The following is a 14172-nucleotide window of genomic DNA, read 5'->3' as shown; positions in this document are numbered from 1 at the left end:
ATATTATGACTCGGTTTGCGGGTGGAACTCCACCCTTTACCATGCTTGGATTGTTGCTTGTTAGTCAATTTAAAAATCCTCTAGGATAGTGATTGAACGTAAGTACCTGCTGTTTTCATAAATAAATATCAACTTTTAAGTAAATTGCTGCTATCAAGCACGATTGATAAACAAAACAACAGGGCTCTATTTTCATAATAAAACTTTAGTATTAACAAAATCTTAAGTTGTTCTACTGTCAGTTACTTATTTCACTGCGTGTAGTTTATGTCCTGTGCTTGATTTTGTTTCGGAGCTTGCTGGCGCTCAGCTCTCATGCGCTCCAATTCTTCCCTGGAACGCAGCGCGATTCTTCCGTTAAGGGGTAACGCATTGAGCTGAAGCGATAATCCTCCTTCCTTGGTCGGCCACGCTGCACCGATCTTGTGCCAGTGATTTTTATCATTGCTGCCTTCTTCAACGCTGTAGGCAATATGGCTGGGCAGCCTGGATTTATTTTCGTCAGAACTATCACTCATGGTTCGATCTCCTGTTTAGAATGGTTGAAATGCACCTTCGCCAGCCCTTTATGGCTGGACAAGGCCTGTTCGCGCTCCATGTCATGCAGCGCGTTTTGCAGGATGTGCTCACCCTGCTTGATCTTTTTTTCTCGCTCTATTTCGATAGTGGACACCACGCAGGCCTGAATAGGCCCGCCAATGGTGTAATCCAACTGGGCATTTTTCCGCATACGCTCAGCACGAAGTTGGTCGAGCATAGCCTTGGTAATCACATTCATTACCCCCGCTTCAGGGGATAATGGCCGTAAATGCTGCTCCGGCCTGTTCTGCCCAACGCTCCCACTCTTTCCGGACGATCTTGACTTGTTGAGGCATCCATCCGGCCCCAAGTCCGTAGAATGTCAGAGCGCATCCCTTCAAATTAACTTCCGCTTTTGGCAAACTCTTTTTGCCTTGAAGCAATTGGTTTCCATCAACATAAGATGAAGATTCCAGACCGTCCGTAATGACAAGAATCTGGCTGTTTTCAGCACAATTAAACCCAGTGGTAAATTCCAGCCAGGCAACAAGGTTGGTGCTGGATTGAGAAGCCTCTTTTTGTTCAGGTAGAGATTGGATGTATTGCGCAACAATGCCAGCCACTTTGCTTGGCTTCAATCTTCTGGAAATTTCAAAGGTGGGATTGAGCAGATTCAGTGCGTCTTTACGAGAGCCGAATGTCTTCACATGAACAACATCGCCGTCTTTCAACTTGTTGATTTCTGAAGACACATGCTGGCTCGCTACATGCGCAAAATTTTTATGCGATAGCAGCGGATTCGAAGCAGACAAATCAATGCCGATAGTCAGTGTTTTTGCGTCTGCCGTGGACACAGCACAGATAAATAGGATGCATGTAAGAAGTTTTTTCATTTTCCTTTCTCCAGAAATTTTGGGTTCATTGCATTCATGATGTCTTGAGGGCGAATGGCTTCGATTTTTGCTATATCTTTAGCCACTTGCTTGGGGTCGATTTTCCGGTGTGAATCTTCGAAGCGAAATTCAGAGGAATATTGGGATTCTTGAAGCCATTTTTTATGCGGCAGAAGCGCATCGGAAATAACGCTGATTACTTCATTGGCAATGATTGTGCGGATGTAATTGTCATCCCAGATGAGAAGATCGTTAATCTCGGAATTTAGCGAAGAATAATCTTTCTGCGCGTTTAAAATAGCCTGATGATCTTTGATGGCGGCGCGGGCACGAGATAACCTGCCGAAAATATCATTGATATTGATGGCAATCGTCGTCAGCAATTTGTGAGCAATGAAGATATTGACTATAGCCAACCCACCAATACCAAGTGAAAAAGCTAAAACAGCCAACGGATTTGTGACATGAGCAAAGAAAGCGTCAACCCATCCTTGTTCAATGGCCTCAGGCAGGCTCCCGATCATGGCAGGCATTTCAATCTGAATCATGCTTCCCAAACCATCGGCAAAGAGAATGCAGGCAATCAAGAATCCCATTCCAATCAGGTAGGTCGGAATCAGAATTTCAACGCTCCTGTCGACGATTCTGACTGCCAAGTTCTGTGGCTTGGCTTTGGCGAGAATGTGGAAGCCGATAATCATGGTCGCTGCCGTAAATCCCATTAGTGTGGGCGACCAGTATTCGTTGTTTTCACCAGCCAGATAGTCGAATACGCGGTAAACAATTTCAAATTCGCTGTAGCCTACGATTGCTAAAGCGAGTCCTGCCAACAAGGTCATTAATATGAGAAGAGGCACTTTTGCAGCTGCTTCAATATGCCTTTTCAGCACGGCTTCAAACCGCATCATCTCTTCTGAGGAAAATAATTCATCTGGTTTCATCTTTGCTGCTCCTTTGTTTATTGAAAAGATCAAGATAAGAAACGCCTATGGTCTGTAACTGCTCCGCGCTCGGTGTCATCAGCCGGGTTGCTGCCGCATAACCTTCATTCCGAACGTTTTCACGCTTCCTGATCAACTCGGCCCGTTTTTCATTAATTCCCGCTTTTTGTTCGATAAAAGTCTGATGCAGCGGCGCAAGTGGCGGAGGGAGCAGGTTTGAAACAGCCTCAGAGATACGTTCAATTCCCTGCGGCCTTTTTGGGGTTGGTGACATTTTTTCCATAATTACCTCCTTGTTTTTTAGATGATTTTTTAATAAGTAGAATGATGTTTTCATCTTTGATTTCATGCACTTGGATCGATTTATTTTTGTTTGCGACGATCAAAAGCCCTGCGGGTAATCCTCCGCCAGAAAGTTTCTTTGTGATCGGGATCGGCGGCATATTTCCAAACCGGTAAAGCCTTGAAATAAGGCTCATTCTTCAGCTTGAGTGCTCGCATTCCTGCTCTGGTGACAATGAGGTTGCCGCTATCCGGGCTCAAGAAACGTTTGACTTGGTCGGCGTCCATGACGGCCACTTCCCGATAGGTTTTTCGGCCTGAGTAGTTGTCTTTTTCGACGTGAGATTTTTTACCCAGAATCTGCGACAAATGCGTAGCAGTGTCATCGTGATTGGTAGCCATCCAGAAAACGGCATCAGCTTCACCGGTAAACGTTGCCCATGATTTTGGATACGTCTTTTTCATGAGCTCGATATTCTGCGAAATACCGAGCACGGTTTGCCCGTAGCTGCGTGCGACAGCCAGCATGACCTCGAATGTTTCGTTATAACCCTGGCTAGGCAATTCATCGATAATGGTCAGGCATTGTCCGTTCTTTTCTCGGACATATTCGAAGGTATAAGCCGTCATGTTTGTCAACAGGCGGCACAGCGGAGCGAGCTCTTCGCGGATGGATAGAACAGGAGCCGTCAAGGAAAATACGACATCCTTCCGGGTTTTCAGGTCGCTGAGTGGAAGACTTGTGCTGCGAAGCACATCACGAACGGCCGGAATGTCCAGCCACTTGGTTTGCTCCAGCAATGTTGAACGGATATTTCCTCCAGTTTCTCCGCTCGCGTTTGCCAGTGCGGCTGCGGCTCCAGCAATGGCGCCATCAAAGGCAGGATTATTAACCATGGCGCGAAGCAGGAGCTGCTGAGCTTCTTCAGGTGTGGTTTCTTCTTTTCCAGTTTGTGGATCGAAAACACGATAACCATTGACCAGCAAGCTTCGTATGTAAGGCAGGTTATGCTCGTCTTCCGGATGGTAGCTGATTACATGAAGAATAACACCGACAAGAAAGCCGCGTGCGGTATCAGAAAAATACGGTGTTCTGGAGCCACTTGGCGTGATGACCAATGCCTGCGCAATACGCATGGCCCACAAAACGGCAGCTTTTGGCCCATCACGCTCCATTGCTGTCTTAATGCAGTCAATGGCATTAAAGAAAGCGCTTATTGCATTTGAAATACCATATGGATCGAGTACAAACCATGTTCGCCAATCATGCTCAAAAAGAGCATTGGTGGTTTGTGCCTTTGGGTCTATGACAAAGACGCTATTGAGCCACGTGGAAAGTATAGTTATAAGTGCTGTCGTCTTTCCAGCTCCAGTCATGGCATACATAAAAAGGTGCCGTAAAACTTCAATTCCAACAGGCTGAAGTAGTCCAAATCCCCAGGCAAAAGCTCTGCCAAGCATGATATGACCAGGTTTATAAAGCAGTGTGAGCGTTTGAAGTGCGTTTGCAAATCCGCCCGTAGCGCGATTGCCCATCTGAAAGGTACGCTCGAACCAGATTCGGATGTCATTCCAGATGATCATGAGTGATCGCCATGGAATTCTGGGCCAAAGGCGATAATAATCTGGGTGGTAAAAACCAGTCTTTCTGGAAAAAAGTATTAAAACCGTGCGAATAGCAAATAATGCTACTAAACAAAATCCTACGTAATAAAGTAAAATTGATATAACTTCTTGATCAGTTAGGAAGTTAATCTGATGAAGCTTGTATAGAGTATAGAGTTCGTTCATCGATATTGACCTCTGCCTCCAAAGCCGAAGATTCTTAATGTGATTGCCCAGACAGCTCGTATAACAGCCATCCAGAAAACCCAACTTATAAATCCGGCAAATACTGAAAGAAGAGCAGGCTCAAAATTTTCAGGGTTAATTTGTAAGAAACTTAAAAATATCCTGAGTACGTATTGCCCAGGGATGAAAAATGTATCAAATGGTGTCATAGTGTTACTCCTCTTGTGGTGATGGCTAGAAAATTTAGGCACATCGAGAAGCAATCCGGCAAAATGCTAAATACGTTTGGTTTGCCGGAATGCTGGTGATCTTGTATCCAATCACGACCACTCACGGTTTCACCTCTATCAAGCTTGTAGAGCACGAACCGCATACAAGCTTTGCTCCGGGCTTGGCCCAAGCGTTTAACGTACAGGCTGGGCAGGTATATTTGGTTTTGGAACGTCGCTTACACTCGCTAACGGTGTTATTCCCGTCCTGTTCGCTCGTTTTATCTGAGAAATTGGTTGGGCGAACTGTCCATACAAATTTATCGCCCGTACTTAAATATTCCTGGAAGACATAATCAAACGGCCCGCCCAGAATAATGTATTCACTCATCCTAATGCCCGTAATAGCGCCTCCTTCCTTGCCCGTTGAGGATGGCATTAATCCGATCTTGATCATTGCGTACGCGAAAGTTTTGTTGTGGTAGCCACCATTGCCGGGCTTGCCAAAAACCTTGGGATACTCAGCCTGCGCCAAATGCATCATTTCGTGCACGAGCGTCTTGCACGTTTCCAGCGGGTCATTGAAAAAGAAAGGATTGAGAGCGATCTCTGATGCTTTGGTATTCGTTTCGGATTCTTTATTCCAGAGATTGCGGATAAAATATCCCATGAACCGAGCACTTTTGGGTGTGCTGAATATTACGTGCGGTAAATATATGCCAAAGTGCGGATAGAAAAGTTTTTGGTTAGCGTAATCGAATGCGTCTTCGAATTGATTGTGAACTTCTACCGTTGGCCGGCAAGGTAAATTTTTAGCCGTACGATCAAAATTTATTTTTTCTATCGTACGATTGTTTTTATCCAGTTTGTGGTTATCATAAGTATTTGGTGTTGTTGAATTAGTCTCTGATGGCTCGATGCTGTAAGACATAATTAATCCTCCTTGCCTATGCGATATTGAATGCGCAGATTTTTAATGGGAGCATCACAGTTGTCTTACAAACAGCATCCTCAAAATGTGCGGTGGGCAAACCAACATCATGGTTAATGCGGTTTATCTCACTTTTAGGTGTGCTAAGTTCTTTACACATATCGTCTTCCGTTTTAAATTTTTTGAAAACATCTCGAGTCTAGACGTAAATTTGTGTACGAGATGTTCGTAGACGTGTACCCATTCATGTACGGCGTACACATATCTAGCCGACCAGTTAAAGAGGCACAGACTAAAACTCATATTTATATCAATGCGCTGCACAAAATATTTGTTTGCAATCAACGTTCTGTGCTATGAAAATGAAATGCCTTGTAGTGGGCTAAGCGCAACTAAGATTGGGAATATGAGCATTGACACGGAGAAGAACGCTTGGCTCAGAATCGTTAAAGATAAAAGTCAAGGATGATAAAGTTACAATTACATTTAATGCGCAAAATTGGAATCATGTGTACACCGAAATATTGAGCGCAATAGCAAGGCACGCTGAAGACCGTAATATTCCCGTTGCCGACCACATAGGGCATGCTCTAAAACTTAAGCTAAGGAATATATCTCCATCACAGGAAAGTTATGATCAGTTTATGTGCTTGTGCGACAAGCTAGCGGCTGCTGAGCAATCAGGAAAATATTCGCCTAGTACAGGTAATCCTGATATTGGCGAACCGAAATAATTTTGTTTCTGTTTCCAGAAATAAAAAACATCAGACTAATTTCATCTTTTTCCATTATTTTTTTATTAAACTACTATCTGAAATTATTCGGAGAAAGTATGTGTGGAAAACGGAAAAAAAGAAGTTAGTAAATTCAAGGTCGAATCTATTGAAAACCAAACTTACCGGAATCTTTTTGAAGAGATCACAAAATGTGGAGTGCGTGATTGGACAAAACTCGATGGGAAGTATGTTCTAGACTTAAATCATCCTTCCTATCAATCCTATTTTCGACTTGACTTTATACACCTCTTCGACTTTTTAATAAAATGGATAAGCGAAGGTAAACACCGTAGTGTGGTGAGTGAAGCTAAAGCAAAAGAACGTAAACAAGATTTTCGAAATGAATTAAATAAAAGAGCCGCTGGACTAGCTGAAGTTTTTCGTTTAGGAAAAAATAGAAATATACAATCTAGTAGAGTAAAAATCGGCGTACAGACTGCGGCCGAATTTTTAGATATAGAACTTATCCATTTACTGGCTGAATTTCTTAAAGATTGTGAGAGTAAAAAAATACGACTTTTATTACATTCTGAATATGAAAAAGACATAGAAAATTTTCTGCTGGATACGCCTCGTTTAGTTGCACAACTGCAATCAAAATCCCTACGACCTATTACGCTCGATAAGCAGGAACAACAGTTACCGGAACAAACAGGCGCAGATAGCAGATTCAGGATCGAACATGTCCAAGGAAAGGAGAAATGGCTCGACCCATACAACCATAAAGAATTACCGCTAGTCGGTCGAAAAAATGAAATCGCGCTACTCGATAAATTTGTCGAAGCCGAGGGTCAATTTAAAATCTGGGCTATTGCCGGACCTTCCGGTTCGGGTAAAACACGGCTGGCTTCTCAATGGGCATATGGTTTATCCGCACTAAAAGACTGGGATTGCCGCGTTCTGCATAAAGAAGACAGAACTGAACCGGAACAGTGGGATAACTGGTTGCCGGATAATCCAACATTGATCGTCATTGATTACATGTACGGTTTTGAAGATGCGATTCTGAAATTAATGAAATGCTCCAAGAAAGCCAAATCAAAGGTAAGGCTGCTCCTTATTGATCATGTATTTTCAGAACCATTGCACAGCGACAAACGCTGGGGGTTTTCTGGGGATGGATCAAGCCTCAACCGCAATGAAAAATATTTTTTTGACACAAAGCCGCTTGATTTACGAGAAACAGAGGATCAGGAAATAATCATCAAATCGATTATTGCGCATCGTGCTGGGATCAATATAAAAAGTGATGAAGTCAATGAAGCTCATGATTCTCTTCAGAATATGCAAGGTGCATATCACCCCCTATTCGCAGCCCTTGTAGGCGATGCGATAAAGTCAGGTAAAGATTTCACGGTATGGAATCGCCGTGAATTAATCGATTACTATCTTTCGGGCGATAATCGTCTGCCTTGGGAACTTGAAAATGATTCAGGCCGTTGGGCATCTCATTTTACTGCAGTCGCAATCGCGCGACGCGGAATGACCTATCGTGACCTCATCGAGGCGGCAGGCAATTGTATTTCCGCTCCTGAGTGTTTTTATGATGTGAAAGCTATTTGCCAGAACATTGTCGCTGATAATGATGCAATCACTCTAGCTCCTTTCGAGCCGGATATTCTCGGTGAGAGTTTTTTTCTGAAATTTCTCCAATTTCTTGAAAAATCCCCTAAGTATCAAGAAGAGTTCCGGCAGATATTTATGGCGGGCAACGAAGGCACACAAATAGAAGACACCACAGAGTTTATTGCTTTTATCCAGCGTCTAACACGAAACTTGCTCAACGATGACCAGAGCTTGAAAGAAACGCGAGCGCTATGGGATTCGCTCTTTGGGTTTATGAATCCCGCTGACTTTAGAAGCACACAACCTATCCATTGGGCCATTACTGTTGGGCTTATCGATATGATTGATGTAATACAAGATCAGTTTCCTGAAAAGAAAATCGTCACTTTACTCAACAAAATAGACTCTACTGCCTTCTCTCAAGCTAATAATGAAGACTTTTTTTCATCATCTGTAAGGCACTCCATGCTTTACTTCGAATTAATGCACAAGTTTACAGAAATACCACCTGAGCTCTCTGAGGATATGCGTGCATTGTTTGATCGATATACCGAAAGCAATTTAAACAGAAAAACACCACTCATGATTGCAAGCGTTTATGGATTTAATAAAATGATCAATGCACTAACAGAATATAGAGAGACTGAGGAAGCAGTTTTAGAGAGAGGTCAGAATACTAAAATAGACAAAATATCAAATTGTTATATTAAAACTGTAAAGTTTCCACGTAAAGCAGAAAACATTAATGCTACCGATATTAATGGCTGTACGGCACTTATGTGGGCCAGTGAAGAAAATCAAATTGATACAGTTAAATTGCTACTTGATAAGGGTGCAGAAGTGGATATCACCGATCAAGCAGAATCTACTGCTCTTTTGAAAGCCAGTTTTTTCAATAATCATAGTCATATTGTCAAGCTGCTGCTCGAGAATGACGCAAATATTGATGCCACTGATGAGGGGGGGTGTACAGCTCTTATTCAGGCTTGTCTTGCTAATCATACTGAAACAGTCAAGCTGCTACTCGATAATGATGCACAAGTTAATGCCATTAGCGTTGACGGATATACAGCACTTATCGGGGCCTGTATCCACGGTAATACCGAGATAATTAATCTGCTGCTCGATAAGGGGGCGAAGGTTGAAATTCCTACCGAAGGTTTTACGGCGTTGATGCACGCTAGCATTAGGGGTTACAGTGAGATTGTCAAGTTGTTACTCGATAAGGATGCTACCAATATTGATATCTATGACGATAGAGAAGGTTGTACAGCGCTGATATATGCCAGCGCCAACAATCATGTCGAGACGGTCAAACTGCTACTTCATAAGAGGGCCGCAATTAATATTCCCGATAATGAAGATAATACCGCACTTATCTACGCCAGCTGTAACGGCCATATTGAAACGGTTAGATTACTAATTAACGAAGGCGCAGATATTGATGCGATCAATAAAAATGGAGAGACAGCTTTATCGATTGCTCAAGCGAACGGACATGCAGAAATAATTCGTCTATTGATTGAGCATGGCATGGAATATTAGCATTTTGTTAGTAAGCAGCTTGGTGTTAAACCGGTATCCTTAAATAAGTTACCAGCAGCGAATTTGAATCAATTGGTAATTTTAATACCTCGACTTACACTGCATTTTTTAGATTTTGTTACAACGGCAACCCGATATGACACCGGCACAAATCGCAGATCAATTTGATGTTTCTTCATGCACGATCTATCGCTCACTTTCAAAAATCCCAACCCCAAGGAAGGACTAATGGTCATTGCCAGATATCGGGGGCTTTAAACAGGAAATGCTCTATTTATCGGCCCAAAGTTGGATTATGCCAACGGTTCTGTGCCTTCTTCCAGAATTGCCAGATAAGCCTTGTACGCAAACAGCCGGTCGCGCTGACGACCGGTTATTTCCTGCACGATTCCAGCTTTCTCCAGATGCTGGAGGGCTGTATTGATAGTCGGCATGGTAAGTCCCAGTGGAACGACCAAATCTTTCGGGGCAATTACCGGTTTTTTCCGCATGTGGGCAAGAATCTTTAGAGCCGATGGCGCAGCCTTGCCGAGGGCTGTTTCAACCCTGCGCTGGTCTGCATCGAACATGTCAAGAATGCGCTTGGCCGTAGCTACACCCTGATCGGCGGTTTCAATGACGCCGCGCAGGAAAAAGCTGACCCATTCTTCCCAATCCCCGGTATCGCGGATATATTGCAGCTGATCGTAATATTCATCCCGCCGTGTCTTGAACCAGAGCGAGAGGTAAAGAATCGGCTCTTTCAAAACGCCATCGGCGCAAAGAAGCAACGTAATGAGCAACCTCCCGACGCGGCCATTGCCATCCAGAAATGGATGGATGGTTTCAAACTGCACATGGGCCAGCGCGGCACGAATGAGAACCGGCAAACCATCATCATCTGCATGAAGGAATTTTTCAAAAGCGCCGAGGCATTCTTCCAGCCGTTCCGGTGGAGGTGGAACAAACCGGGCTTTTGAAGGCCGTGGGCCGCCGATCCAGTTTTGCGACCGGCGAAATTCTCCAGGCATTTTGGTGGAGCCGCGTCCTTTTGAAAGCAGTATTTCATGAATTTCCCGGATCAAGCGCAAGGATAATGGGAATCCGCCACGCAGTCGCTCCAGACCGTGGTTCAGTGCCGCTATGTAATTGGAGACATCCTGAACATCCTCTTCAGAAGGTGCACCGGGAGCTGCTTCGCTTTCATAGATCAGAAGATCGGAAAAGCTCGATTGTGTCCCTTCAATCTGCGAAGACAATAGAGCTTCTTTCCGGACATACATGTAAATGAACAATCCAATATCCGGCAAAAAACCGGCCAGACCATCCAGGCGGCCAAGAGCGGCGCTGGCGGAGGCCAGCAAGCTGCCAAGCTGCCCCATATCCAAGGGCGGCTTAGGAGGCAGGGTGGCCGGAACAAAGGCCTGATATTTTTCATCTGCTACCGAGCAGGATACAAGTTCACCTGTTTCTCTGACCTTTTTCATGGGCTGTTTCTATCTTTAATTAGCGAGCAGCATTAATTAAACTTATTATGTGATATTTAATTAATATAATCTCTTAGTTAAACATCTTTATCAGAGAAAAACAACTAATTAAAGATATGTCCATAAAATTAATTAACCATACAGAGCTTAATAAATTTTGCTTGTAAATCAATTTATTAAAAAAATGCCAATAGAGAAGGTTTATTAAATTGATAATTAGCGGCGATTATCGACGCAATTAAGGATTTTTATAAACCAAGCTTACGTACTATGTTTGACCTTGCCCCTGTAATCCATTCTGGAGAATATGGGAACCCAATACATCTCTGGTAGCTGTACCTCAATTAACCAGAGCTGATTAATAGAAGGTCTTAGTACGTTACATTATCGAAAAAGTTATCCCTGTTAAATGGGAAAATCACATCTCATTAACTGAATTTGTTACAAAGCTACCCACCGGGTGACAGAGGAAAATAGGATGAATACAAAAAATGAACAGACAGGCGCGAGGACGAATTGGTTTGTCGGTGCAAGCTTTGGCAGAACAGAGGATCAGATGCCGCGTTTTCTTGCGGAGGGGATTTGGGAAAATGGTTACGAGGACAAGCTACTTGATGTAGTGAGGTCCATGCGCGTTGGTGACCGCATTGCCATCAAGTCATCTTACACACGAAAGCACGGCCTGCCTTTCGACAACCGTGGGCAGACAGTTTCAGTCATGGCTATCAAGGCAGTTGGGACGATCACGGAGAATTTGAATGATGGTCAGCGTGTTCGGGTTGAATGGATAAAGGTAGAGCCGGTTCGAGAATGGTACTTCTACACACATAGAGGGACCGTGTGGCGTGTACTTTCTGGTGAATGGATGGCTGATGGTTTGATCGACTTTGCCTTCGATGGGAAACCGCAAGACATTGAACGGTTCCGGAATGAACCGTTTTGGCGGGAAAGATTTGGTACTTCCACCCCAGACAAGAGACGCTTCGAATGGACAAAGTTTTACGAAGCTATTGCTGATAAGCTACTCACGTATCGCAGCAATAGAGCAGCGCTTGTTAAAGGCCTTGAAGAAATTGCAGAACGCATCGAGGGGATTGGCCACTTACAGGATCAGTATGCAGACGGTACTACAGGTTTCGTAAAGGATATTTGCCCATTCACGACGATGGGTTTGTTCAATCGCGGTTTGACGGATACCAATCGCAGAATCATTGCAACGGAGCTGGGAAAATTTCTTGGAGTTGAAGAGCCTGCGCCAAGCACTTTTGATGGTGTTCCGCTTTTGAATCTTCAGAATTCATGGTTCTTTCCTTTTGAGAAACGCCGTGAACCGGATCACATTGATGCGCTGTGGGACGTCTTCACGGCAGCAATTAAGTTTGCTGACTCTGACGCCGATGATGCCCGTTATGAATTCGCTAAGGCGTTTGATCATGTCAATGGCCGATTATTCGTTGCGTGGAACCTGACTTTCGGTCTGTACTGGATAAGGCCTTGGGACTTCCTAAGCCTTGACAACAACTCGCAGGTATACGTCACCAAGAAGCTCAGTGTGCCGATTGGTCTGCACGGGCCCAAGAAACGCTGTAACTCTTCGGACTATCTGGCCGTCATGGACGCTTTGGAACCAAGATTTCAGGAAGCTTCCTACCCGGTTCATTCTTACCCCGAGCTGTCAATGGAAGCATGGCTTTACAAGGACCCCACTGGTGAGATGTTGTTGGATGCTCAAGATGCCGATGGTAACGATGAGATTCATGACGTCGATGATGCGGTGCAGGAAACTGTTCGAGCTGCGGTGCCCATCGTGCCGTACACCGTTGAAGATATCCTGAAGGATGGCTGTTTTCTCGAACGAGAGGAAATCGTTCGTCTGCTTGATCGGTTACGCACGAAGAAGAACTTGATTCTCCAGGGGCCGCCAGGTACAGGCAAAACATGGCTGGCTAAAAGACTAGCCTTCGCTTTGATGGGACAGAAGGATGAAAGCAAGGTTCGCGCAGTTCAGTTTCACCCGAACCTTTCCTACGAGGACTTTGTGCGAGGTTGGCGACCAACCGGCGATGGCAGATTGTCGCTGGCTGATGGTGTCTTCATGGAGGCAATCAAGGCAGCATCAAAGGAATCATCATCAAAATTTGTCGTTGTGATCGAAGAGATCAATCGTGGCAATCCAGCGCAGATCTTTGGTGAATTGCTGACACTGCTGGAAGCGGGCAAGCGCACACCCAGTGAGGCGCTAGAACTCTGCTATCCCGATGCGGATGGCAAACGCCGCCCGATCCACATTCCCGAGAATCTGCATGTGATAGGCACCATGAACATAGCAGATCGATCTCTGGCTTTGGTTGATCTGGCGCTACGCCGCCGCTTCGCTTTCGTCGGACTGGAGCCCCGATTAGGTAGCGCATGGCGTAATTGGGTAGTCAAGGAGTGCGCCGTTGACCCCATTTTAGTAGCAGACATCGAGCGTAGGATTGCCGAGTTGAACGACCAGATCACGGCTGATGCACGGCTGGGCAAGCAGTTCAGAATTGGCCACAGTTATGTGACGCCAGTTCACCGACTGGAGGCAGGAGAAACCAAAAATTGGTTCCGACAAGTCGTCGAGACCGAGATCAGTCCGTTGCTTGATGAATATTGGTTTGATGCGCCCGAAGAAGCACAAAAGGCTTGCACTCACCTGATACAGGATTGGTGATGGCAGTGGTTGCAGCGCAAATGGAGAGCCCAATCGTTAATGGTGATTTGGGCGTAGAGGGCCGCATCGGAGGCATTCCGGTCCGTAACATCTGGCTCCTGATGCTCTATGCCTCAGATTTATTCCGTTCTAGTGGCATCGGTAAGGTTGGATTGGAGGACAGTCCAGATGATTTGCCCGACCTAATTGCGGAGATTCTCGCGCATGTAGTGGAAACGCGATTACGTCGCCATATCAGCAGCGGCTACCGATCTCGTGATGCTGTGCTCAACCGGGTGCGTGGACGAATCGACGTGTTAGCGACTGAGCGTAACCAATTGCTGGCACGAGGCTTGGTGGCGTGTCATTTCGATGAACTGACAATCGATACGCCGCGTAATCGCTTCGTTCGAGCCGCTTTGGAGTCAATCTCAAGGGTTGTGGGTCGCAAAGAGGTGGCGCACCGTTGTCGTTCATTAGCAAGTGGAATGAAGGCTATGGGTGTGTCTGGCAACCCACCGACGCTCGCTGAAATGAGCGCTGATCGGTTCGGTAGACATGATGCCAGTGATA

General features: G+C 45.0%; 13 protein-coding genes (1 of these 13 only partly in view). 4 read left to right on the top strand and 9 right to left on the bottom strand.

The features are described from left to right. Positions 1-251 precede the first annotated feature (251 nt). The 8 genes from R2103_RS04910 to R2103_RS04875 form a co-directional block, all read right to left on the bottom strand. Positions 252-518, bottom strand: a complete 267-nt coding sequence (locus R2103_RS04910) for a hypothetical protein (protein ID WP_317530395.1) — start codon at positions 516-518, stop codon at positions 252-254. Next, a complete protein-coding gene (locus tag R2103_RS04905; RefSeq protein ID WP_292925073.1) occupies positions 515-778 on the bottom strand; it encodes a hypothetical protein in 264 nt (87 codons plus the stop codon). The genes R2103_RS04910 and R2103_RS04905 overlap by 4 nt, the downstream gene beginning before the upstream one ends. A 10-nt stretch (positions 779-788) precedes the next feature. Next, positions 789-1412, bottom strand: coding sequence for a hypothetical protein (locus tag R2103_RS04900; RefSeq protein WP_317530394.1), 624 nt, complete (start codon positions 1410-1412; stop codon positions 789-791). After that, positions 1409-2353 carry a hypothetical protein gene (locus tag R2103_RS04895; RefSeq protein ID WP_317530393.1) on the bottom strand — a complete coding sequence of 315 codons (945 nt, stop codon included), beginning with the start codon at positions 2351-2353 and terminating at the stop codon, positions 1409-1411. The genes R2103_RS04900 and R2103_RS04895 overlap by 4 nt, the downstream gene beginning before the upstream one ends. Further along, positions 2340-2690 (bottom strand): hypothetical protein, encoded by a 351-nt coding sequence (locus R2103_RS04890; RefSeq protein WP_317530392.1) that lies wholly within the window; start codon positions 2688-2690, stop codon positions 2340-2342. The genes R2103_RS04895 and R2103_RS04890 overlap by 14 nt, the downstream gene beginning before the upstream one ends. A gap of 26 nt (positions 2691-2716) precedes the next feature. After that, on the bottom strand, positions 2717-4426 hold the full coding sequence (locus R2103_RS04885; protein WP_317530391.1) for a type IV secretory system conjugative DNA transfer family protein: 1710 nt from the start codon (positions 4424-4426) through the stop codon (positions 2717-2719). Next, positions 4423-4635: a hypothetical protein gene (locus tag R2103_RS04880; RefSeq protein ID WP_317530390.1), complete on the bottom strand. Its 213-nt coding sequence runs from the start codon at positions 4633-4635 to the stop codon at positions 4423-4425. Before R2103_RS04880 ends, R2103_RS04885 begins: the two co-directional genes overlap by 4 nt. A 121-nt stretch (positions 4636-4756) precedes the next feature. Beyond that, on the bottom strand, positions 4757-5566 hold the full coding sequence (locus R2103_RS04875; RefSeq protein WP_317530389.1) for a hypothetical protein: 810 nt from the start codon (positions 5564-5566) through the stop codon (positions 4757-4759). A 413-nt stretch (positions 5567-5979) separates the two neighbouring features. On the opposite strand from R2103_RS04875, the gene R2103_RS04870 reads away from it, so the two are divergent. Beyond that, complete coding sequence (locus R2103_RS04870) at positions 5980-6300, top strand: hypothetical protein (protein ID WP_317530388.1); 321 nt, start codon at positions 5980-5982, stop codon at positions 6298-6300. 102 nt (positions 6301-6402) lie between these two features. Next, entirely contained in the window at positions 6403-9453 is a 3051-nt protein-coding gene (locus R2103_RS04865) for an ankyrin repeat domain-containing protein (protein WP_317530387.1), read from the top strand. A 293-nt stretch (positions 9454-9746) separates the two neighbouring features. On the opposite strand, the gene R2103_RS04860 is transcribed toward R2103_RS04865, so the two are convergent. Continuing rightward, complete coding sequence (locus R2103_RS04860; protein WP_317530386.1) at positions 9747-10919, bottom strand: Fic family protein; 1173 nt, start codon at positions 10917-10919, stop codon at positions 9747-9749. Positions 10920-11397: 478 nt separating this feature from the next. Between R2103_RS04860 and R2103_RS04855 the strand changes: the two genes are divergently transcribed. Together R2103_RS04855 and mcrC are read left to right on the top strand one after the other, a co-directional pair. After that, positions 11398-13620 (top strand): McrB family protein, encoded by a 2223-nt coding sequence (locus tag R2103_RS04855; RefSeq protein ID WP_317530385.1) that lies wholly within the window; start codon positions 11398-11400, stop codon positions 13618-13620. Beyond that, positions 13620-14172, top strand: partial view of a 5-methylcytosine-specific restriction endonuclease system specificity protein McrC gene (gene mcrC, locus R2103_RS04850; RefSeq protein ID WP_317530384.1) — the start only. It continues 584 nt past the right edge of the window; the window shows 553 of its 1137 coding nt (coding positions 1-553); the start codon lies at positions 13620-13622; the stop codon falls past the right edge of the window. Before R2103_RS04855 ends, mcrC begins: the two co-directional genes overlap by 1 nt.

Origin of the sequence: Nitrosomonas sp. Is24, from assembly GCF_033063335.1 — a bacterium.
GTDB lineage: Bacteria > Pseudomonadota > Gammaproteobacteria > Burkholderiales > Nitrosomonadaceae > Nitrosomonas.
This window is presented reverse-complemented; position numbering and strand designations above follow the sequence as displayed.